Here is a 21,752-nt window from a genome sequence, read left to right as displayed (position 1 = left end):
GTGGTAAAAGCATGAAGAAGGCATTAGAAGGACTGGTTGTCTTAGACTTAAGCCAAGTATATCAGGGACCGTACTGTACACTACAACTAGCTTACCACGGAGCGAAAGTAATAAAAGTTGAGAGTCCAAAGGGAGATATTTTACGAGAAAGACATGAAAGCAAAGTTCCCCATGAATTTTTAATGTTCAACACAAATAAATACGGTGTTACCTTAGATTTGAAAAGTAAAGACGGAAAAAAAGCATTTTTGAAACTAGTGGAACAAGCAGATATTTTAGTAGAAAACTTTACCCCAGGTGTCATGAAGCGATTAGAGTTGGATTATGACGAAGTCTTAAAAAAGAGGAACCCAAGGCTCATCTATGCGACAGCAACGGCTTATGGCCTAACAGGCCCTTATCAAAATTTCCCAGGAATGGATTTAACGGTGCAAGCCATTGGAGGAGTGATGAGCTCTACAGGTTATCCGGAAATGCCTCCGGTTAAAGCAGGACCTGCTATTGCTGATTTGTTAGGCGGAACGCATTTATTAGCAGGCATTGGTTTAGCTCTTTATCAAAGAGAAAGGACTGGAGAAGGGCAAAAAGTAGAAGTATCAATGCATGACGCTCTTTATCCGACATTAGCTTCTCCTCTAGCTGCATTGTATGATGGGGATCCTGACAATTATTGTGAAAGAACAGGGAATAAGCATAGTGGGTTAAGGTCAGCACCATACAATGTCTATCCTTCCAAAGATGGATTTGTTGCTATTATATGTGCAACCGAGCGACATTGGCAGTTACTCGTTGACATATTAGAACAACAACATCTACTTGAAAAAGAAGAGTTTAAAAATACAATCAGCCGGGCAGCACATATGGATGAGGTTGACCAATTTGTCACTGAATGGACAAAGAATATCAATAAATGGGAAATTGTTGAAATATTAACTGAAAAAGGGGTACCGGCAGCACCGGTACTGACGATTAAAGAAGTTGCAAATGATCGCCACTTAATAGAGAGAAACATGATTGTAGAAATCAATCATCCTACAAAAGGTAAAGTGAAAGTTCCGGGTTCAACAATAAAACTTTCAAGATCTATCGTTGATAACTATCAACCAGCTCCATTCCTAGGGCAACACAACGAAGAAATCTTTGAAAATATGATAAAGAAAGAGGAGGAAAGAATATGAGTACAACCACTTCAACCATTTCAACTCGCTATGTTAATACAGAAAATTTTAAAACCTATGTGAATGAATCAGGGGCTGAAAATAAGAATAAAGTAATTTTTATTCACGGTTCTGGTCCAGGAGTCACAGCTCTTGCGAATTGGAGTTATGTTTTAGACAGTTGTCAAGAACAGTTCCATTGCATTGCTCCAGATCTATTTGGCTTTGCCAACAGCAGTCATCCGGTTGAGCCTCCGAAGACTAGGCAAGAATGGCTCGATTTATGGGTGAAGCAAATAATTGAATTAATGGATGAAATGAAAATTGAAAAAGCAAACATTGTCGGAAATTCTTTAGGTTGTTCGATTGCATTGGAATTATTAATGGAGCATCCTTATCGATTTGATCGAGTAATTTTGATGGGCCCCGGTGGGACTCCAGTAACAAAAATGAGCATTGAATTGGCAAGGGCACGAAATTTCTATCAAGCTCCCACTCCTAAAAAGTTAAGACAAATTATGGAATGGTTTGTCTATGATGTAGAGAAAATGACCCCAATTATTGATTCGTTTATTGATGAGCGTTTTGAAATCGCTTTAAAAGAGGAAGTGAAAAAGTCAAATAATGCCTTCTTTAGCACAGCACCATTACCTGTGCCACCAACAGCATTGAAAAGAATCAAACATGAAATTCTCTTAATTCATGGTAAAGAGGACAATGTTTGTTCCATCGATTCTAGCTACTATCTGTTGGATCATTTACCAAATGCTCATTTATTTGTCTTAGGGCAATGCGGTCACTGGGCACAGTTGGAACATAAAGAAACATTTAATAAGCTTGTGATGGAGTACTTTAATAAAACAATTTAATAGGGGTGGAGTTTAAATGAAAAATAAATTGTTGATATTCATGATTGTGCTAGCACTAGTCACGATGGTTGGTTGTAGTTCATCCTCTTCAAATGGCACTACGAAGAAAGAAAGTGAAACGAACAAAAGCACAAAAGGTAACGTGGAAGAAGTATCCTTTAAATTTGCCCATGGATATCCAGTAGAACAGCATACCCATAAGGGTTTTGAGAAATTAAAAGAATTAGTGAGCAAAAAGAGCGGTGGGAAAATTAAGATCAGTATTTATCCCTCTGGACAACTTTACAATGATATAGGGATAGTAGATGCGATCTCTTCAGGACAAATCGAAGCTGGCGCAACAACGTTTGAAATGTTAACATCTTTAGTTCCAAGTGCCGAGCTTATTGTATTGCCTGTATTTGATGATTACGAACACCTTCACAGATCATTGGATAACGGTGTACGTAAAATTTTTGAAGATGAATTTGCTAAAGCCAACCTTTACCCCATTATTTGGGGAGACTTTGGAATGGCGTATTATGCATCGAAAGATACTCCACTGAAAACTCCTAATGATTTTAAGGGTAAAAAGGTGAGAACAACAAGTCCGCTTATGTCCAAATTTGTAGAAGCAGCTGGTGGTACCCCAATCACGATGCCAGGGGCAGAGGTCGTTCAGGCATTACAAAGAGGAACGATTGATGCAGGTTTGTCAGCGCCAGTTGCCTTCATTGCCCAACAATATTATGAAGTGACTAAATATTATACAGGACCGCAAAACGCCGGGATTTCCATTTCACTAGTGAATTTAGATTGGTGGAATTCTCTTCCTGAAGAAACACGAAACATCATATTAGAATCTTCTAAAGAGGTAGAAGGATGGATGTCCAAGGAAGTCCAAAAACAACAGGAGGCAAATGCAAAGACTCTAAGTGAAAAAGGAATGAAGTTTGTAGAAGTAGATAAGAAATCATTCAAACCAGTAGAGGACAAGGTTCTCGAAGATTTCTATCAAACTACGGGAGATGTAGGAAAGAAAATAATGGACATTATCAATTCTTCAAGAAATTAAAAGGGTGATGATATGAAAATAGTAAAAATGATTACCTATATAATAGGTAAAATATTGGAAGTTGCCGGTATTATTGCCGGCCTCCTTATTTTTTTAATCGCTGCTATGGTTTTAATAAGTGTAGCAGGTAGAAATATCATGATCCCCATTCATTGGGTTGAACCAATTTCTGTATACTTTTTTATTGCTGCTTCCTACATGGCAGCTGCCTTCGCGATGTATAATGTAGAACATATTAAAATCGATATTCTCACAAATTGGTTTTCTAGGAAAACCAATAAGGTATTAGAAACTTTCATGATGATCGTTTCATTAGTTTTCTTTATTTTTTTAACGAAGCACAGTTGGGTCATGATGCATAGTTCGTATGTGAAACATGCAAAGGACTTATCAATCATTCAAGTTCCGATTTGGATCCCTCAGAGTTCTTTAGTAATAGGCAGTGTCCTTCTATGTTTAGCTATTATTAGACATTTGCTGCTTTTATTTCTTAAAGACCAACATGAGGCGGCAAATGAAACTCAAGTACTGGGTTAGGGGGGTTGTGTTTGGATTACGTAATCATTTTAGGGATATTAATGATAATTATCCTTTTAGGAATGCCTGTTGCATTCGCATTAATCATGGTAAGTGCTGGAGTATTAATGGTTTACTTAGACCCTCTTGTAGCAAATTTACAAGTACCACAACTACTCTTTAATTCTCTTAATAATAGTATTTTAATAGCAATTCCATTATTTGTTCTAACTGGACAAATATTGTTAAAAAGTGGAATCGGAACAAGGGCCTTTGATGCGGCAAATAAATGGTTTGGACATTTGCCAGGAGGTTTGGCTATTGCAAGTGTATTGACGTGTGCATTTTTTGCCTCATTAACGGGGTCCAGTATTGCAACGGTAGTGACCATTGGATATATCGCCTCTAGTGAAATGATAAAAAATGGGTATCCTAAAAGACTGGCATACGGGATTATTGCCGCAGCTGGTACATTGGGGATTTTAATCCCTCCCAGCGGCCCGATGATTTTATATGGGGCAATGACGAATGTATCGATAACAGATTTATTTATGGCTGGAATCATCCCAGGTATCATCTTGGTGATTATCTTTATCGTATATGTGATCGTTGTATATGGGAAAAAGCTGAAAAGAGGCGAAAAAGCGAGCAAAAAGGAAAGGATGGCAGCTTTAAAAGAAGTCAGCTGGCTATTCCTATTACCGGTGATTATTATTTTGGGGATATATTCGGGGATCTTTACAGTTACCGAATCGGCAGCAGTTGCCTGTATTGTCTCATTGCTGTTAGCCTTGTTTGTTTACAAAGGAATAAATCTAAAAGGATTATTTGAATCTCTTAAAGAGACAGCTTCCAATGTCGGGATGATTGCGTTTATATTAGCCGCAGCTTTACTATTTGGATTTGCCATTACGGCGATTGAATTACCGCAAGCGATTCAGCTAGGGCTAGAGTCACTAAATATGAATAAGTGGACATTATTATTATTGATTTTTGTTATCTTTGTTATTTTAGGAATGTTTATGGATGTAATATCGATCCTATTAATCATGGTTCCAATTCTACATCCAATTTTAGTCAGCTATGGCGTTGATTTGCTATGGTTCGGTATTTTTACGATTATCGCTTTAGAAATGTCGGCCATAACACCGCCAATAGGGCTGAACCTGTTTGTCATGATGCAAATTTCAGAGAAACAAGGAACTCCTTTGAACCTTATAAAGATGTCCTATGCAGCTGCTCCGTATTTGTGTTTAATGATATTATTGATTGCCATCATTACCCTTGTGCCACAATTTGTTTCTTATCTTCCTCATGCGATGAAATAGCTTTGTCAATCTAAAAAAGTGCCATCGAGATTTGGTATGGAATCCAGTCTTGATAGCACTTTTTTCAATATTGAAATCCTTTGGCACTAGTTTGCTAAGGTTCTCACTTAAGATTCTATTTTTATTTTATCAATAAGTATCATACTTTCAATTAATAATAGTAAGTAAGCAGAATTGCGGAAATCCTTTAAACTTTTACCTATTATTTCTTCAATTTTTCTGATCCGATACTGAATCCCTCCAATTGATAACGATAAATCATGCATGGTCTTTTCTAATTTCCCATTGTTTTTTAAATAGATATATAACGTATTTAATAATTCTTTATTTTTGTCATCATTGGAGGTATAAAGAATTTTTAGTTCTTTTTTGGCTAATTCCATTAGCTGTTCATAGTTATAAGTATTCACGATGGAACCAATAAAGCCTAAATCATCGTGAAGTATAATATTTTCATGAAATGGAGAACGAACAGAGTTTGCAGCTTGTAACAAGTACGTATCAATGTCGAGTAAATCTTCAAATTTATTGCTAACACCAATCTTAAAGGTGTAATCTGGAAACGACTTTTGCACCTTTGTGATCATTCTTTTCATGATTTGTTTTAAATTAGAAGTTTTAATTGGAGATCCGATTAAAATCACACAATGATCGTTATACCTGGATACAACGACAATGAGGTCCTCACTTTCACACTGCTTAGCTAATTCAAGACAAATAGGATATAAATCGGTCGTATTCTCCTTGTATCCCTTCTGATTAACATTCACCAGAGCCACATAGAATGGACCTACTAGCGGCTGTTTCAGATACTTGAATTTCTGCTTTATATCGTCTATGGAGTCATATTGTTTTGTAATGAGGTCATCTAACACAGAAATCTTCATTCTTTCTTGTGCCTCAAACTGAATTTTCTCATTAATAAAGCATAAAGTAGAGATGGTAGAGATGCGTTCTAGAAAAGTATGGTCATTAGGCTCTTTCCGTATATGTTCATAGTATATAAAAGAACAATAGGCAAACACTTTATTTTCCAAATAAATAGGAGTTTTCAGTTCATTAAATTTTTCTGATTCAAAATACTGCGTTTGATTATACGATTCAACATAAAACATTTTTGCTTTTCTAACTGATTTTAATTCCTTAAGTTGGGCTTCCGTTAAGCCATACTGAACAATCATGTTTCCGTGTCGATCTTCGATTAAGATGGGTATTTTTATATTGTGGTAGGCCGTTTCAATTACAATGGGAATGCTTTGATTTTTGGAAACGCTTTCGGTTAACTGGTTATGAAATACAGATATTTTATCTAGAAGGTTTTTTTGTTTCAGAAGTTTATCATACGTAAGTTCTAACTCATCATAAATGGTTTGCTCATTATATAGCAAAATTTCTTCGGGGTATTCTTCCTGCCAATCTTCTTCTAATTTTATGACGAATTCACAATTTTCATCTCCTCTTGCCTTGCATTTTGTCTCTCTTACCATAACAGCTGCATTAAATGCTTTAGAAAGATATCCAGTTGCAAAACCACTTAACGTATAACAAGAGCATTCGGTTGAAACTTCATGATGTTTCAAATGGAGTATTGCTTCATAGGAATCAAACCAGATTCCTTTCGTGTTTATATAAAGTAAATTTCCATTCTTATCATATTTTTGGTCTCTTTTTGTAATTACGTCTGATACATGGCCCATCTTTTTATGGATCATGATGGCTTGGTTGACTACATATTCTGGAGAATGAGTTTCTAATAATTCAGATGCCGTTTGAGCGCCTAATTCCTTGCCTAATCTTAATAAAAACCCTTTCGTCTTATGGGAACCTATATTATGAAATAATGCTTTTCGTAGTATTCCAAATGATTGACTAGAGAATAAGATATCAAAACTATTAATTTTTAGCTCACCGATATTACTGATATTGGACATAGATTTTCTCCTTTAACCAAAAAATGTAGTAAGTATTTACTATCATGATAGAACTTTCCAATATAAAAAACAATATATTTTGTCAATTTATTCAGATTTTTCAGTAAAAAAGAGTATTTTTTTTCACTTTAACATTTGATTGAATGGATATATAAGGATTAAAGCGTTTTCAACGTAAATAACTTATAAACCGTTTCGTAAATATTGCTAAAAAAAGGAGTGAAGTTGTACTTTCTTTTAACTATTTTATGGTTAGAAAGAGTTCCAACTAAAATATAGTTTGTAAGTTTTTATCAAAAAGGAGTGAAGGAATTGGCTGTTTCATCAGTACAAAATTACGTTTATGAAAGTTTAATGGAAAGTGCGAAAAAAATTGGGATGTTGGCAGAATTAGAAAAAATAACAGCAGATAAAGAGAATTCCATTTCCGAAAATGTTATTCGTTTAATTAAAAAAGAAGGGATCAATAAATTAATTATTCCAAAGGAATATGGCGGTGAACAAATTGATTTTACCACCTTTACCGATATGGTAAAAACGGTTGGTTTCTATAATCTGTCAGCGGCATGGCTGACCTATTTTTATTCGCTTCATAATTGCTGGGTCGCCTATCTGCCGAAACACCGCAGGGATGAAATTTATCAGGATAGTGGTTTATTAGCCGATATTCTGGCTCCCATTGGATCGGCAAAAAGAGTTGATGGTGGATTTATCTTAAATGGAACTTACAATTATGTCAGTGGGATTAAACATAGTAAGTGGTGTGCTGTTGGTGCAGTGGTGAAAGACCAAGAAATGACAGAACAAATTGTTTTAGTGATTGATACGTCCGACGTAAAAATAGTTGAAAATTGGGAATCCCTTGGGTTAAGAGGGTCTGGAAGCCATACATTAGTAATTGAGGACTTATTTATACCTGAGGATTTAACATTCAAGATTCAAGATATACAAAAGAAAAGCCAACCATTAGAAGGTCCTTTTGATAACGACTATTTATATTATAATGTACATTTTTTGCCTGCCTTTTATATTGGATTCCCAGCAATGGCGATAGGTGGGGCCGAAAGAGCAATAGATGAATTTAAGAAAGGAACGGAAAAAAGAGTTCGAATCTCCGGGGAGTCAGAAAAAGCATCTCCAAGAAGCCAAAGAGTAATTGCGGAAATGATGATGAAACTTCAAGCAGCCAAAGGGTTAATGAGAACCTATATAGAGATGTTGGAAGAGGATACCGGCTATAAATATGACCCAAGTGAGTATAAAGCCATCCGAGCTAGTATCATTCAATCTTGTATCGATATCGCTCAAAAAGCGTTATTAACGCTTGGAGCTAGTGCGTTGATCAAAGGGCATCCTTTGGAAATGATTGTTAGAGACTTATTGGCCATTGGTACTCATGTAACTTCATTATATGAAGATGCGGTGGATGCTTTAGGGAAAAAATTATTTGGATACAATAGCGGTGTTCGAGGGTAAGGGAGGAGAAGTATGATGACTAACTTTATATATGCACCAGAAATTGCAAAACTGGGCCATGTTGCATTAGTTTCTGCGAATATAGAAAAATCATTGTGGTTTTTTAAAGAGATTCTTGGTTTGGAAGAAACTGCAGTAGAGGATGGGACCCATTATCTACGAGGCTGGGGAGATTTCGAACATCATAGTTTATCCATTCGCTCGGGTGATACTTCTTATATCGATCATATCGGTTGGAAAGCGAAAAGAAGAGATGATTTAGAACAATTTGCATCACTTTTAGAAGAAAAAGGGACGAATGTAGATTGGATTGAAAGTGGTGTCGAAAAAGGGCAAGGCAGAGCGATTCGTTTTCAGTTGCCATCGGGCCATAAATTTGAAATCTATTATGATATGGAGAAACCTAAAGGGGAAGGAAAAAACAAAACGCTCTTAAAAAACCAGAGTCATAAAGCTTGGGCAAAAGGGATATCAGCGCGAAGAATTGACCATGTCAATATTGCTACCAATGCTGAGTTGGAGCCGGTATCAAATTTTATTACTAATACCCTAGGTTTTAAACTTCGGGAATATTTGGTTGATTCAGATGACAAGCAGTTAGGGGCTTGGATGAGTGTGACGAATTTAGTCCATGACCTTGCTGTTATGAAGGATCCAAATGCACCAACTACTCATCAGATGCATCATTTGGCCTTTTGGTTAGATAATGCTCAAGATATGCTGCGAGCGGCAGATATTTTATCAGAGCATGAAGTAGAATTTGTTGGTCCTGGTAAACACGGAATTTCCCAAGCCATTTACCTATATGTCATTGATCCTGGAAGCGGATTAAGAATAGAGTTATTTTCAAATGGTTATTTGATTTTCGAGCCAGATTGGGAACCAATTAAATGGACTTTAGAAGATAAAATCGCTCTAACTTATTGGGGAGAAAATACCTCACAGGCTAATAGATCAACCATAAAAGGGTAATGAGTAAAAAAGAAGTGAGCCAAGATGATGTAGAAAGTAGGAGTTAAGTTTTATGAATGCAGCAGGTAAAGGTACGATATCAAGATATAAGTTGAAGGTAAGGCTGGGTGACACCGATATGGGAGGAATTGTTTATTATCCCAATTATCATAAATGGATGGATGAAGCAACACATGAATATTTAGGAGCCATCGGGGTGCCTTCATCGAAGCTTTTTTCGCAACAGAATATTGGTGTACCATTGCTTGAATCGAAATGTAACATACATTCTCCGCTCTTTTTTGAAGATTGTGTTGAGGTCGTTAGTTCAGTCCTAGAATTGTTTAATAAAGTCTTTAAAATTAGCCACCTTTTTTATAAAAATGATCATATAGTTGCGGAAGGTTATGAAATTAGAGCTTGGGCAACCTTTGAGGGGAAATTAAAGACCCATCCCATTCCTCAAGAAATACGGGAGAAGATGGTTGGGATTGAGAGCATACAAAATTAATAATAACCTTTGGTGAGAGTCATTTAATGGCTCTCACTTTTTGTGAATATTTACCGTGTAAAACTAGCAGAAACTTGGACTAAAAGATACGATGTAGTACCTTTTGGTAGTGAATACGTCCAATCAAAGGAGGATCATTAGGCATCCAATCATAAATATAATAACGATGATTGTTTCAAGATGTCATGTTGATCAGAGGAGTAGAAAGGTTAAATTTGGTAAAAACCAGAGCATTCCAGACCGGTCATCCCTTCCTAGGAAGAACTGGCTGACTTTGATGAAAATGGTTGTTGTCACACTTTGTCATATAATTAAATATTACAAAATGATTACAATTATATTACGTAAAGCGGGGTATGAACATAGAATTTCCTCGATTTCATTATTCATCCTGCATAGTTATTAATATACTATTTGTAATAAAAAGTATAGATTCTACCAATTCTGTATTCATATTAGTAGATTAACAACGGACTACCACTTTTGGTGGATGTTTTTTTGTTGGTTATTTCATTATTATGTCTTATTGGAGCAAAATAATGAAAGGTAGGAAGTAAAACAGTGAAGAAAAATCTAGTAACAGCAGCTGCAACAGCTGGGCTCGTTCTAACTGCTTTTGGAGCCACAGCAAGTGCACAAGAACCCGCATATACGGTTCGTCCTGGTGACAGCCTTTGGAAAATTGCCAATTCCAATCATGTATCTATTAACCAATTAAAAGAATGGAATTCTCTTTCAAGTGATACCATCTATGTCAATCAGAAACTATCACTTACATACACTGTCAAACGAGGAGATAGTCTTTGGAAAATTGCTAAGGACAATGGTACAACCATAGATGAACTAAAACGGTTGAATGGCATGACATCAAGTTTTATTCGAATTGGACAGTCATTAAAAATTGTAGCAACAAATTCAAATGATTCTTCTTATAAAGTTCAAAAAGGTGATTCTCTTTCAGTCATCGGAGCCCGTTTTAATCTATCGGTGTCCCAGCTTAAAGCAATAAACCAGTTATCCTCTGACACGATTTATGCTGGACAGACGTTAAAGGTTAGCAGTGTGGAAAATCCCGCCATTGTGACGAAATCAGAATCAGTTACAACTGGAAATATAGCAGCAGCTTCAAGTGCTGGATCAACATCGAGCACTCAAGCCACTTCAAATGCAGGATCATCACAAAGCACCGAGACAACATCAAGTGTACCGGCAACTGGTACTACAGAGGGAGCTTCTAATACCAAAGCTGGAGAGAATTCTGCAGTAACTTCTGGTGCAACAACCGGACAAGCACCGGCAGCATCCAGTGCACAGGCAACGACAGAAAAAGCACCAGTAACACCAAGTGCACCAGCAACTACAGAAAAAGCACCGGTAACACCAAGTGCACCAGCAACGACAGAAAAAGCACCGGTAACATCCAGTACACCAGCAGCGCAGGAAAGCGCACCGGCAACATCCAGTGCACCAGTAACAACAGAAAAAGCACCGGTAACATCTAGTTCAACAGCAACAACTGGAAACTCAACAACGAATTCAAGTCCAGCAGCACCGGTTCAACAGCCAGCACCTTCTACTGAAGCAGCTCAAAAACCTGCAACTTCATCAGCTTCTCTCGTTCAGGGAGTGATCGAAGAGGCTAAGAAATATATTGGTTCGCCGTATAAATGGGGAGGAAACACTCCAGCAGGTTTCGATTGCAGTGGCTTTACTGTATATGTGTTTAATAAAGTCGGCATCTCCTTACCACGGACTGCTGCAACCCAATGGGATGCAACAACACCAGTGGCTTCGCCAAGCGTAGGAGATCTTGTTTTCTTTCAAACCTATAAACTCGGACCATCCCATGTTGGCATCTATTTAGGAAACAACAAATTTATCAGCGCAGCCTCAACAGGTGTAACAATCTCAGATATGACATCTACCTATTGGAAGACTAGATATCTCGGTGCAAAAACTCCTTACTAAACTTTAAGAGTAATATGATTATAATAGTAGACAGTATGAAAAAATGGTAACTTAGCTGTTTTTCATACTGTCTTTTTTTCTTAACCAGTGGCAGTCGTACATTATGAGAGACTCATAACCGCTGAATCATAGGTGAAAGATAGCTTATAAAATATGGTATTCAAACTTTGTTTATTGATTTAGAGAAATTAGAAAAACTTTAAAGTAGGGTAAATAAAATTTTACAAAAACCCATAATCACCCCATGTGTTGTCACCTACACACTGGACATGTGGAGTGAGCGAACTTTATAAATAATCAGAAACTGTAGATAAAAAATATCTACAGTATTTTTTTAGATTCTTGGGGTGTCAGTAGTTCCAGAAAGTCCTAAGAGGATAACTGAATAATGGACTTTTGGGTAAAATACAGTTGTATTCTTATTGACGATAGACGGATAAAATTTTGGAGGAATTTAGTATGAAACATTTTACAGAAGAAGAAAAGATAAAGATTTTATCTGACATTATAGCGATTAAATCTATTAATGAAAACGAAATTCAAGTGGCAAGTTACTTGAAAGATTTATTTGCTGAATATGGTATTGAATCTAAAATTGTTCCAGTTACTGACACTCGCGTTAACTTAGTGGCTGAAATTGGAAGCGGGAGTCCAGTCATTGGTGTTTCTGGTCATATGGATGTCGTTTCTCCTGGTGATGAAAGCGAGTGGACTTCAGATCCGTTCACATTGACAGAAAGGGACGGAAAATTATACGGACGCGGAACAAATGACATGAAAGCAGGTTTAGTAAATCTTGCTTTAGTGATGATTGAACTCAAAGAAAATAATGAATTAAAAAATGGTACTGTCCGTTTTATGGCAACGACTGGTGAAGAGGTCGGCGGCGCAGGATCTAAAAAATTATACGAAGAAGGGTATATGGATGATGTCGATTATCTATGGGTAGCTGAACCTTCTCATGACACAATTATTTACTCTCACAAAGGATCACTTAACTTGCGTGTAACGTCTATTGGTGAAGCAGCACACAGTTCTATGCCTGACCAAGGTTATAACGCGATTAATCCATTGATGGAATATCTATTAGAACTAGACGAAAAATTGAATGGCGATGATCGTAAAAATGAAGTTCTGGATAAATTGGTGATGAGTACAACGATTTTTAACGCAGGGAACCAAGTAAACTCAGTTCCAGAAAAAGCAGTAGCTGAAATAAACGTGCGGACGATTCCGGAATTTGATAACGATGAAGTGATTGACTTATTCAACACAACAGCGAGCATTTACAATAAAGAAGGCTCTAATATTGATGTTGAAGTGACAATGTCATTACCAAGTGTTTTCACTTCAGGACAGTCTAAAATGGTTGACCTGGCTAAAGAACTCGGTAAAAAACATTTAAATTTGGAAATTGCTGTTAAAGGTTCGCCAGGGGTAACGGATGCATCAAACTTATTACGAGGTAAAGATGACAACTTCCCATTCATGATGTTTGGTCCAGGCGAAACAAAAATGGCACACAAAACAGATGAATATGTCTACAAGGATTACTACTTTGCATTCTTCGATATCTATAAAGAGTTAATTTTAGGATTATCGAAATAAAAATAGATATATAAATAAACAGCACAATTCTTGTTACGGAATTGTGCCTTTTGGTTTATAAGTATTGATATTTTTTGAGAGGTTGATTCAGAAAATCAACTATTTTCTACATGTGATGCCTCCATGAAAAATACTTCCCATAGATGGCCATCAAGGTCGGCGAAGCTTCGTGAGTACATGAAGCCGTGGTCCTGCGGATCGTTTGTAGGCGTTGCGCCGGCTGCCAATGCCTTTTCTGCTAACTCATCAACTTCCTGCCTGCTTTCAACAGACAAAGCGATAATAGCCTGTGAGCTTTTTTCCGTATTGGGAATTTCTTTTTTTGTAAAAGACTTAAAATACTCCTCTACTAAAAGCATGGCATATATATTTTGATTAATTACCATACAGGCAGCTGATTCATTGGTGAACTGGGGATTAAACTCAAAACCTACCTTTGAAAAAAACTCCATTGTTTTTTCCAGGTTTTTAACTGGCAAATTCACAAAAATGTTTTGAACTCCCATACAATCCAACTTCCTTCCTTTTTTTTAATGGTTTTACTTTTTGTTGTAAATTGCCATGGATGTTGTCTAGTGTTCACAAATTCTCACCTGTAGCATTACCTGATTTTCCCAAAAACATTACAATTCCTATAATAAATTATAATTTTACATTTATCAAGTTAAACTTTAAATAAGGTAAATTAAGTTTGACTTCCAGTAAACGAATGAATACGATTAAAACGAATAGATAGGCAGAAAGGTGATAACAGTGGGAGAAATACGGAATGCGGAACGGACACGCAGAAAAATACTCGACGCTGCGAAAGAGGAATTTTTTGAAAAAGGTTATAACGGGGCGAGAATTGAGTCAATAGCGAAGCGTGCCAAGGTAAATAAACAATTAATTTATCATTATTTTAAAGGAAAAGAAGAGCTTATTAACGAAACAATCGCTGACTTTGCAGCATCTGTACCAACAGGCAACCTTATCCTGCCCGCAAATCCAGTGAACGTGGCAGAATTTCGATACAAGGTGAACATCGAGCATTTAATGGAATTCCTGAAATTCACAGCTTGGGAGGCAGTTGAGAGTATCCCGGAAAACAGCAACGGAACGGAAAGTAGAAGAAAAGTTCTGCAGTCATATGTAGAGGATATGAGGGCGAAGCAAGAGATGGGGCTGGTTCCGAAAGAGTTGGACCCCGCCTTCATCACCTTGATGATTTCCAGTCTAACGATCTATCCTGTTCTCTACAGTAACGTTACGGAAATGATTACCGGACTGACGCCAGAAAGTCCCGAATTTCAGGAAAAGTGGGCTAGCTTCCTCCAAATGATCAGCGAGAGGATATTTAAGTAAAGCAGAGGGATGGTTCTTGCGCTTTTATTATTTCTCAACTATTCGGGTGGGGACAGGGCACACTTGTTAATAATCTCCATTACCATTCCCCCCTTTAAAGTACACGTATAACAATACTGAACAAACTATATGAAAAAGCCCTTATTCAGGGCTTTTATTGCTCTTTTTAAGTACGCTTTCTGCTGTATCTATTTCTCCCCAATCCATAATGTTTTTTCTTTTTGCTTCCTCATAAAGATCATTCACTGAAACTGTATTTTGGGTTTTCGAAGAAAAGCTTTTCTCATCCTGTTTCATTAGAAAGCACCTCCTATTAATTGTTAGTTATTCTGTTTCAAACAGAACAATTAATACTAGGATTAATGAATATATCCTAATTTTGCTGACCTCGTGATATTATTTTCTTCCGCAATTTTAAGGATATATTTTATTTGTTTTAAGTCCATGTCTAAAAATGCTCCTCTTAACTCTTAATTATTTTAAGAGAAATCACTTTTACTTTTTGCTGCTTTCAGATTGCGATTTTTTATAATAAAGAACAAGTATAAAGGCGGGGGAGGAAAAGAAATACAGCCTTCACGTTCGTACGTGAAGGCTGTATATCATGATGAGGAATGCTTCATTTTATATAGCACATATCCGGTAAAGAGCTGAAATAAATCAATGAATTTTTTTGGGTTTTTGTTAGTAAGGATTTCAATTCTTTGAAGCCGGTAGGCTAAGCTGTTCCGGTGAATATGGAGCTTATACGATATGGCATTCATATCGCCGCTGTTTTCAATAAAGCAAAGAAGGGTTTCTAATAACTCCTGTCCTTTTTGATTTTCGTCCAGCTGCGCGTAAAAAGGAATGATTTCATCAAAAGCTACATTTTTATTTGTTAAATAATCAATAAATTTTAATTGTGGATAATCACAAATAATCTGTGCGAATTTCAAATTTTCGGATATTTCAATCGCTCTTTTGGCTTCCTGAACGGACTTCGCCAGAATTTCATGACGATCCCCGATTCCTACTTTTGAGTCTTGGGAAATAAGGGGCTCTAACCGATAGACAATATCACTGGTATCTGGAACGATAAATAGTTGGCTTTCTTGATTAAGTTTGAAAGTAAATTCCTGAGCAAATAAAGATGGCTGTTTACGTAATTTCCCTTTTAAGATGACAGCTTTTCTAATCAATTTCAGGTTAACCCCAATCGCCTCTGCATTATTGAAAAAGGCTGTATCATACTCATTATTCCGAAACACCCAATGATACAGAAATTCCTCCATCATTTGTTCCTTTATTCTTTTTTCTTTGAATAAAAATTCCTGGTCGATTAATAGCTCTGCTGTTACACGGACCAGTTCTGCAAAAGGTGCGACAATCCGCGGATCACCGCTTATGCCAATGACCCCAATCGTTTTATTTTGAAAATGGATGGGGATGTTTACGCCCGGTTTTGAAGATCCTTCCGGTTTATAGATGGTTACCATGGTTCCTTGTTCAATTGCAGAAACGGCTCCTTCATGAATGGTGTCCACCCGCTTTTTATCACCGCTTCCAATAATTAATCCATTTTCATCCATGATATTTACTTTATAGGGAATAACGCTCATTACCTTATCAGCAATCTCTTGGGCTAAAACTTTATTTATTTTCATATGTCCTCCCTGATAAAATGAAAGTATTACACTTTATTTGCACAAAAAAATAAATATATTTTTTATCCATTTGACTAATGATTTATTTGTAAGACAATTATACAATAGAAATGTAAACGTTTACTAGAGGAATTTTAAGAAGGTTTATAGGTTGTGATGATTGTAGAGTAGTCCCTTGGCCCATTTATTTTGTAAAAAAAAGAAGACTTACGCTTTGTTCAAATGCCCGAAAGGCGCCAAACAGTTTAATTTCTTACGGGAAGGAAGAGATACATGCCCTTATTGTATGTTGCTTTAGCAGTTGTCCTTTTGCTTATTTTGATGATTCCCTTAAAAATGAATGGATTTGTCTCTTTGTTATTGACTTCTTTATTTGTTGGTTTTTTAGTAGGCATGCCGCTCGATAAAATTTGGGGTTCGATCTCTAGTGGTCTCGGAGGCCAGCTCGGAGGAACGGCGATTATTGTCGGACTTGGAGCCATGATCGGCACGTTGATGGCAGATGCCGGTGCCGCTCAGAGGATTGCTACTAGACTAATGGAAAAAATGGGAATAAAACGTGTTCAAGTTGCTATCTTAATCGCATCTTTAATCCTTGGCGTTACGATGTTCTATGAAGTAGCATTCGTATTAATCATTCCACTTGTGTTTGTTATTGTTCGCCAAACAAAATTAAATCTACTTTATGTAGCTTTACCGATGTCAATCGCATTATCAACTGCCCATAGTTTCCTTCCGCCGCATCCGGGACCGGCTGCAGTTGCTGGAGTTTTTCACGCGAACATGTCATTAACACTTCTTTACGGTTTGATTATTGCCATACCTGCTGCAGCTTTTATTGGATTAACATGGACTCGAGTGCCTTTCTTCAAAAAAATTAGTCCGGAAATACCTGAAGGAATTGTTACAAACAAAACATTCAAAGAAGACGAAATGCCAAGCTTTGGAGTAAGTATGTTTGTTGCACTTGTCCCAGTCATATTAATGGCAATTGATGCAGTTTGTACATTATTTTTGCCGAAGGAAAATAGTTTCAGACATATAATGGACTTCATTGGATCTTCCAATATGGCCCTATTGATTGCCCTAATACTAGCAATGTGGCTTCTTGGACCAAGAGTGGGCCGTCCTCTCAAAGATGTGATGCAATCATGTTCTAATGCAGTTAAACCAATGGCCATGATTATCTTGGTTATTGGAGCGGGCGGTGCCTTTAAACAAGTATTGGTTGATGGAGGTATTGCCGACTACATTAAAGATTTGACAGGCGGTTGGAATATTTCTCCGATTATCCTTGCATGGTTAATCGCTGCTCTTTTACGTATTGCTCTTGGATCAGCAACCGTAGCTGTTATGACAGCTGCCGGTGTGGTTCTGCCCATCGCTCAGGCATCTGGTGTCAGCATGGAATTGATGACATTAGCCGTCACTTGCGGAAGTATCTCTTTCTCACACGTTACAGATCCAGGATTCTGGATGTTTAAAGAATACTTAAATTTATCTGTAGGCGAAGCTATAAAGATCAGAACAACTTACACCACGGCTCTCGGTTTGATAGGCTTAGCCGGTGTATTAATACTAAATCTATTTTTCTAAAAAGGTTTATAGCGGGCAGTAACGGATAAGAGGATTACTGCCCGATAGATTTTGGATATAAGAGATTCAATTACTCTTTAAATAAATAGGAAAACTTGAAAGTAAAAAAAGATTTAGATTGGAGATAATATCATGTCAACAGTGCAAAACACAGTAAAAACCACTCCCGTCGTAACCGAAATGAACGTTTATCCTGTCGCTGGTCGTGACAGCATGCTTCTTAATCTAAGTGGTGCCCATGGTGCTTATTTTACAAGGAATATTGTTGTCCTTAAGGATGATAGCGGAAATATTGGTGTCGGGGAAGTTCCCGGCGGTGAGGGAATTCGTAAAACACTTGAAGATGCAAAGGAATTGGTAGTTGGTTCATCAATCGGCTATTATCATAACATCTTGAATAAAGTACGAGAAACATTTGCTTCTCGTGATGTAGCAGGACGCGGTCTGCAGACCTTTGATCTCCGAATCACCATCCATGCTGTAACGGCGATTGAAGCAGCATTACTAGATTTGCTGGGAAAATATTTAAATGTACCGGTTGCAGCGCTATTAGGGGAAGGGCAGCAGCGAGAAAAAGTAAAGACATTGGGTTATTTGTTCTACATTGGAGATCGAAATAAGACGGATATACCGTATTACAGCAATCCGGATGCAGAAGAAGAATGGTATCGGATCCGCCATGAAGAAGCTTTAACACCAGAAGCGGTGGTCAGGCTTGCCGAGGCATCTCACAAGCTTTATGGATTTACAGACTTTAAATTAAAAGGCGGCGTTTTAGAAGGCAAGGAAGAAATTAAAGCGATTAAGGCTCTTAAAGAAAGATTCCCGGATGCTAGAATCACATTGGATCCAAACGGAGCTTGGTCATTAAATGAAGCGGTGGAGTTATGTAAAGAAATGCATGGAATCTTGACCTATGCAGAAGATCCATGCGGAGCAGAAAACGGGTATTCAGGCCGTGAAATCATGGCGGAGTTTAGAAAACAAACTGGGCTTCCGACCGCAACCAATATGATTGCAACAGACTGGAGACAAATGTCGCATGCCATCGCACTAAATTCTGTGAGCATCCCACTTGCTGATCCGCATTTCTGGACGATGCAGGGGTCTGTGCGAGTAGCCCAAATGTGTAATGAATTTGGTTTAACGTGGGGTTCACACTCTAATAACCACTTTGATATTTCACTTGCCATGTTCACACATGTAGCAGCGGCTGCTCCCGGTAATATTACTGCTATTGATACACACTGGATTTGGCAGGAAGGTATAGAGCATTTAACCAAAGACCCGTATAAGATTGTGGATGGTTATCTCACGATTCCTAATAAGCCAGGATTGGGGATTGAAGTGGATATGGATCAAATTTTAATAGCGAACGAGCGATATAACAACATGGGATTAGGTTCCCGTGATGATGCCGCCGGAATGCAATACTTAATTCCAGGCTGGAAATTCGATAACAAGCGTCCATGTCTTGTTCGATAAAAAAATTGGGATGACTAAAACGTCATCCTCCTTTGTTTAATCAAGAAATCGAGGAAAAGGACAGATTATGATGAAATTTGTGCTAGCGCCAGATTCATTTAAAGAAAGTATGACGGCGAAGAATGCTGCCCTAGAAATGGAAAAAGGTATCAAAAAGGTTTTTCCCCATGCAGAATGCGTGATTGTTCCCATGGCAGATGGAGGGGAAGGTACGGTTGAATCGCTCGTGAGTTTCTCAAACGGGGAAATCATCAATACAAAAGTTATCGGACCATTAGGAAAAGAAGTCATAGCCGAATACGGGCTTTTGGATGAAGGAAAAACAGCTGTGATTGAAATGGCAAGCGCAAGCGGGTTAGGTCTTATTAAACTCGAAGATCGCAATCCACTGCTAACGACCACCTATGGAACGGGTCAATTAATTAAGCATGCCCTCGATAAGGGTGTGAGTCGTTTTTTAATTGGTATTGGGGGAAGTGCTACCAATGATGGCGGGATGGGAATGATGCAGGCACTTGGGGTTTCATTTAAGAATCAAAATGGAGATGAACTCCCATTTGGCGGCGGCGCCTTGGATCAATTGCATTCCATTGACATAAGCGGATTAGATGAGCGGATTAAAACGGTAAAGATCGATGTAGCGTGTGATGTCACCAATCCTTTAATTGGTGAAAATGGGTGCTCAGCCATTTTTGGCCCGCAAAAAGGGGCAACCCCAGAAATGGTGAAACTCCTTGACCAAAATTTAGCTCATTTTGGAGAAGTGATTAAGACGCAGCTGCAGCTAGATATTACCCAAATTGAAGGTTCAGGAGCGGCTGGCGGACTCGGTGCAGGATTAATGGCGTTCTTAAATGCCCGGCTAAAAAAGGGAATTGAACTTGTCATCGAGTATACAGGACTTGAGGAGAAAATCATCGGAGCGGACTTTTGTTTTACAGGGGAAGGCAGCATTGATGGTCAGACCTTGTTCGGTAAAACACCCTACGGAGTGGCTGCGATTGCCAAGAAACATTCGGTCCCTGTAATTGCTTTTGCCGGAAGAATTGGCAAGGGTGTTGACGTTTTACATCATCATGGATTTAATGCAATTATTGGCATTTTAAAAGGGGTTACCTCACTCGAGGAAGCTCTTGAATCCGGTCATGATAATTTAGCTTTCGCGTCAGAAAATATTTGCAGGGTATTGAAGATACAAAGGCAACACATTCGCTGCTCTTAAACCAGCGGCGGTTTGTGCCCGAAGTTAGTGCAATTTGTTTGATATGTACAAAAACTGACTTTGATTTGTGAAAAATGACAGGATTTATTGTGAATTTGCCTAATGAATTATTTGTAAGACAAATATACAATTAAATTATAGATTACTAGTAAAATTTATGGGAGAGATCCGATTATGATGAATATCGACCTAATTAAAGGGATTATTGTTCCCATCATCACTCCAATCGACAAAGATGAAAATATCGATGAAGCAAAGCTGCGTTTTATGGTGGACCATGTGATTGAAGATGGAGTCCACGGGATCTTAGCTTTCGGAAGTAACGGCGAATTTTACGCGTTTGATGAGCAAGAAATGCTTACTGCTTTTGAAGCCATCATCGACCAGGCAAAAGGCCGGGTTCCCGTTTATTTCGGGATTGGGGCGATTCGAACAAAACAGGCCGTTCGTTTGGCTAAAAAGGCGGAGGCGATGGGAGCAGATGGGATTTCGATTCTCCAGCCGATGTTTTTGAAGCCGACCTTTGATGAATTGTATGATCATTTTAAGGCAGTAGCAGACAGCATTCCAAACACAGCAGTATTGCTTTACAATAACCCAGGCCGGGTTGGCTACAACATTTCTGTGAACTTGGCTGAGAAATTGGCCAGGGATGTTGACAATATTGTGGGTATCAAGGATTCCAGCGGAGATTTTACGATGCTTAGTGAATTGGTCCGCTGCACAAGGGATCTGAATTTTAAAGTAATGGCCGGTAAAGATACCCTTGTTTTTCCGGGATTGTGCATTGGGACAGTCGGCAGTGTTTGTTCAACGGCCAATATGTTTGGCCCGCTGGTTACGTCGATTTACAACAAATATATGGAAGGCGATTTGAAGGGAGCATTAGAGGCACAATTCGCGTTAAATCCCGTTCGTCTTGCCCAGGATAAAGCGACCTTCCCTGTCGCCACAAAGGATATGGCGAATTTACTCGGATTAGAGGTTGGCGACTGTGTCAAACCTGTCCAGAGCAGTAAAGGGGAAGTATTAGAGACACTAAGAAGCTCAATGGCAGAAGCTGGATTACTAGAAAAATAGAAATATAAAG

19 protein-coding genes are annotated in these 21,752 nt (G+C 38.0%); 15 read left to right on the top strand and 4 right to left on the bottom strand.

All coding sequences use genetic code 11. From position 1 onward, the window contains the following. The first annotated feature begins 11 nt into the window (after positions 1 to 11). Genes KHA99_RS17435 through KHA99_RS17415 form a run of 5 tightly spaced genes read left to right on the top strand, consistent with a single transcriptional unit; the run spans position 12 to position 4,924 of the window. Entirely contained in the window at positions 12 to 1,178 is a 1,167-nt protein-coding gene (locus KHA99_RS17435) for a CaiB/BaiF CoA transferase family protein (protein WP_213118718.1), read from the top strand. Next, complete coding sequence (locus KHA99_RS17430) at positions 1,175 to 2,026, top strand: alpha/beta fold hydrolase (RefSeq protein ID WP_213118717.1); 852 nt, start codon at positions 1,175 to 1,177, stop codon at positions 2,024 to 2,026. The genes KHA99_RS17435 and KHA99_RS17430 overlap by 4 nt, the downstream gene beginning before the upstream one ends. Positions 2,027 to 2,042: 16 nt before the next feature. After that, positions 2,043 to 3,080, top strand: coding sequence for a TRAP transporter substrate-binding protein (locus tag KHA99_RS17425; protein ID WP_213118716.1), 1,038 nt, complete (start codon positions 2,043 to 2,045; stop codon positions 3,078 to 3,080). A gap of 12 nt (positions 3,081 to 3,092) precedes the next feature. Further along, on the top strand, positions 3,093 to 3,617 hold the full coding sequence (locus tag KHA99_RS17420) for a TRAP transporter small permease (protein ID WP_213118715.1): 525 nt from the start codon (positions 3,093 to 3,095) through the stop codon (positions 3,615 to 3,617). A gap of 11 nt (positions 3,618 to 3,628) precedes the next feature. Next, on the top strand, positions 3,629 to 4,924 hold the full coding sequence (locus KHA99_RS17415) for a TRAP transporter large permease (protein WP_213118714.1): 1,296 nt from the start codon (positions 3,629 to 3,631) through the stop codon (positions 4,922 to 4,924). Between the two features lie 107 nt (positions 4,925 to 5,031). On the opposite strand, the gene KHA99_RS17410 is transcribed toward KHA99_RS17415, so the two are convergent. Next, positions 5,032 to 6,855: a V4R domain-containing protein gene (locus KHA99_RS17410; protein WP_213118713.1), complete on the bottom strand. Its 1,824-nt coding sequence runs from the start codon at positions 6,853 to 6,855 to the stop codon at positions 5,032 to 5,034. A 312-nt stretch (positions 6,856 to 7,167) separates the two neighbouring features. On the opposite strand from KHA99_RS17410, the gene KHA99_RS17405 reads away from it, so the two are divergent. The 5 genes from KHA99_RS17405 (at position 7,168) to KHA99_RS17385 (ending at position 13,369) form a co-directional block, all read left to right on the top strand. Next, positions 7,168 to 8,331 (top strand): acyl-CoA dehydrogenase family protein, encoded by a 1,164-nt coding sequence (locus KHA99_RS17405; RefSeq protein ID WP_249366716.1) that lies wholly within the window; start codon positions 7,168 to 7,170, stop codon positions 8,329 to 8,331. A 15-nt stretch (positions 8,332 to 8,346) separates the two neighbouring features. Next, positions 8,347 to 9,303, top strand: coding sequence for a VOC family protein (locus KHA99_RS17400; RefSeq protein WP_213118712.1), 957 nt, complete (start codon positions 8,347 to 8,349; stop codon positions 9,301 to 9,303). A gap of 76 nt (positions 9,304 to 9,379) precedes the next feature. Continuing rightward, positions 9,380 to 9,793 (top strand): acyl-CoA thioesterase, encoded by a 414-nt coding sequence (locus KHA99_RS17395; RefSeq protein WP_372447613.1) that lies wholly within the window; start codon positions 9,380 to 9,382, stop codon positions 9,791 to 9,793. A gap of 561 nt (positions 9,794 to 10,354) precedes the next feature. Beyond that, complete coding sequence (locus tag KHA99_RS17390) at positions 10,355 to 11,761, top strand: C40 family peptidase (protein WP_213118710.1); 1,407 nt, start codon at positions 10,355 to 10,357, stop codon at positions 11,759 to 11,761. 459 nt (positions 11,762 to 12,220) lie between these two features. Next, positions 12,221 to 13,369, top strand: a complete 1,149-nt coding sequence (locus KHA99_RS17385; protein WP_213118709.1) for an ArgE/DapE family deacylase — start codon at positions 12,221 to 12,223, stop codon at positions 13,367 to 13,369. A 95-nt stretch (positions 13,370 to 13,464) separates the two neighbouring features. Here the strand turns inward: KHA99_RS17385 and KHA99_RS17380 are convergent, their stop codons facing one another. Further along, positions 13,465 to 13,875: a VOC family protein gene (locus KHA99_RS17380; RefSeq protein ID WP_213118708.1), complete on the bottom strand. Its 411-nt coding sequence runs from the start codon at positions 13,873 to 13,875 to the stop codon at positions 13,465 to 13,467. Between the two features lie 247 nt (positions 13,876 to 14,122). On the opposite strand from KHA99_RS17380, the gene KHA99_RS17375 reads away from it, so the two are divergent. Continuing rightward, positions 14,123 to 14,713 (top strand): TetR/AcrR family transcriptional regulator, encoded by a 591-nt coding sequence (locus KHA99_RS17375; RefSeq protein WP_213118707.1) that lies wholly within the window; start codon positions 14,123 to 14,125, stop codon positions 14,711 to 14,713. 141 nt (positions 14,714 to 14,854) lie between these two features. Here KHA99_RS17375 and KHA99_RS17370 read toward each other — a convergent pair whose 3' ends face one another. After that, complete coding sequence (locus tag KHA99_RS17370) at positions 14,855 to 15,010, bottom strand: hypothetical protein (RefSeq protein WP_213118706.1); 156 nt, start codon at positions 15,008 to 15,010, stop codon at positions 14,855 to 14,857. Positions 15,011 to 15,315: 305 nt separating this feature from the next. Then, a complete protein-coding gene (locus KHA99_RS17365) occupies positions 15,316 to 16,359 on the bottom strand; it encodes a CdaR family transcriptional regulator (protein WP_213118705.1) in 1,044 nt (347 codons plus the stop codon). A gap of 273 nt (positions 16,360 to 16,632) precedes the next feature. Here KHA99_RS17365 and KHA99_RS17360 point away from each other — a divergent pair, with 273 nt between their 5' ends. From KHA99_RS17360 to KHA99_RS17345, 4 genes are all read left to right on the top strand, one after another. After that, positions 16,633 to 17,955 carry a gluconate:H+ symporter gene (locus KHA99_RS17360; RefSeq protein ID WP_213118704.1) on the top strand — a complete coding sequence of 441 codons (1,323 nt, stop codon included), beginning with the start codon at positions 16,633 to 16,635 and terminating at the stop codon, positions 17,953 to 17,955. Positions 17,956 to 18,087: 132 nt separating this feature from the next. Then, entirely contained in the window at positions 18,088 to 19,440 is a 1,353-nt protein-coding gene (gudD, locus tag KHA99_RS17355) for a glucarate dehydratase (RefSeq protein WP_213118703.1), read from the top strand. 70 nt (positions 19,441 to 19,510) lie between these two features. After that, the gene (locus KHA99_RS17350; protein WP_213118702.1) at positions 19,511 to 20,662 is read left to right on the top strand and encodes a glycerate kinase family protein; all 1,152 of its coding nucleotides are present in this window, start codon (positions 19,511 to 19,513) and stop codon (positions 20,660 to 20,662) included. A 174-nt stretch (positions 20,663 to 20,836) separates the two neighbouring features. Next, on the top strand, positions 20,837 to 21,742 hold the full coding sequence (locus KHA99_RS17345) for a dihydrodipicolinate synthase family protein (RefSeq protein ID WP_213118701.1): 906 nt from the start codon (positions 20,837 to 20,839) through the stop codon (positions 21,740 to 21,742). The last annotated feature ends 10 nt before the right edge of the window (positions 21,743 to 21,752 follow it).

The sequence above is a fragment of the Neobacillus rhizophilus genome (genome assembly GCF_018343535.1).
GTDB lineage: Bacteria > Bacillota > Bacilli > Bacillales > Cytobacillaceae > Neobacillus > Neobacillus rhizophilus.
This window is presented reverse-complemented; position numbering and strand designations above follow the sequence as displayed.

Coding starts and splice junctions, on each gene's coding strand:
- KHA99_RS17435 (WP_213118718.1), top strand. CDS start 12: ATGAAGAAGGCATTAGAAGGACTGGTTGTCTTAGACTTAAGCCAAGTA.
- KHA99_RS17430 (WP_213118717.1), top strand. CDS start 1,175: ATGAGTACAACCACTTCAACCATTTCAACTCGCTATGTTAATACAGAA.
- KHA99_RS17425 (WP_213118716.1), top strand. CDS start 2,043: ATGAAAAATAAATTGTTGATATTCATGATTGTGCTAGCACTAGTCACG.
- KHA99_RS17420 (WP_213118715.1), top strand. CDS start 3,093: ATGAAAATAGTAAAAATGATTACCTATATAATAGGTAAAATATTGGAA.
- KHA99_RS17410 (WP_213118713.1), bottom strand. CDS start 6,855: ATGTCCAATATCAGTAATATCGGTGAGCTAAAAATTAATAGTTTTGAT.
- KHA99_RS17400 (WP_213118712.1), top strand. CDS start 8,347: ATGACTAACTTTATATATGCACCAGAAATTGCAAAACTGGGCCATGTT.
- KHA99_RS17385 (WP_213118709.1), top strand. CDS start 12,221: ATGAAACATTTTACAGAAGAAGAAAAGATAAAGATTTTATCTGACATT.
- KHA99_RS17380 (WP_213118708.1), bottom strand. CDS start 13,875: ATGGGAGTTCAAAACATTTTTGTGAATTTGCCAGTTAAAAACCTGGAA.
- KHA99_RS17370 (WP_213118706.1), bottom strand. CDS start 15,010: ATGAAACAGGATGAGAAAAGCTTTTCTTCGAAAACCCAAAATACAGTT.
- KHA99_RS17365 (WP_213118705.1), bottom strand. CDS start 16,359: ATGAAAATAAATAAAGTTTTAGCCCAAGAGATTGCTGATAAGGTAATG.
- KHA99_RS17360 (WP_213118704.1), top strand. CDS start 16,633: ATGCCCTTATTGTATGTTGCTTTAGCAGTTGTCCTTTTGCTTATTTTG.
- gudD (WP_213118703.1), top strand. CDS start 18,088: ATGTCAACAGTGCAAAACACAGTAAAAACCACTCCCGTCGTAACCGAA.
- KHA99_RS17350 (WP_213118702.1), top strand. CDS start 19,511: ATGAAATTTGTGCTAGCGCCAGATTCATTTAAAGAAAGTATGACGGCG.
- KHA99_RS17345 (WP_213118701.1), top strand. CDS start 20,837: ATGATGAATATCGACCTAATTAAAGGGATTATTGTTCCCATCATCACT.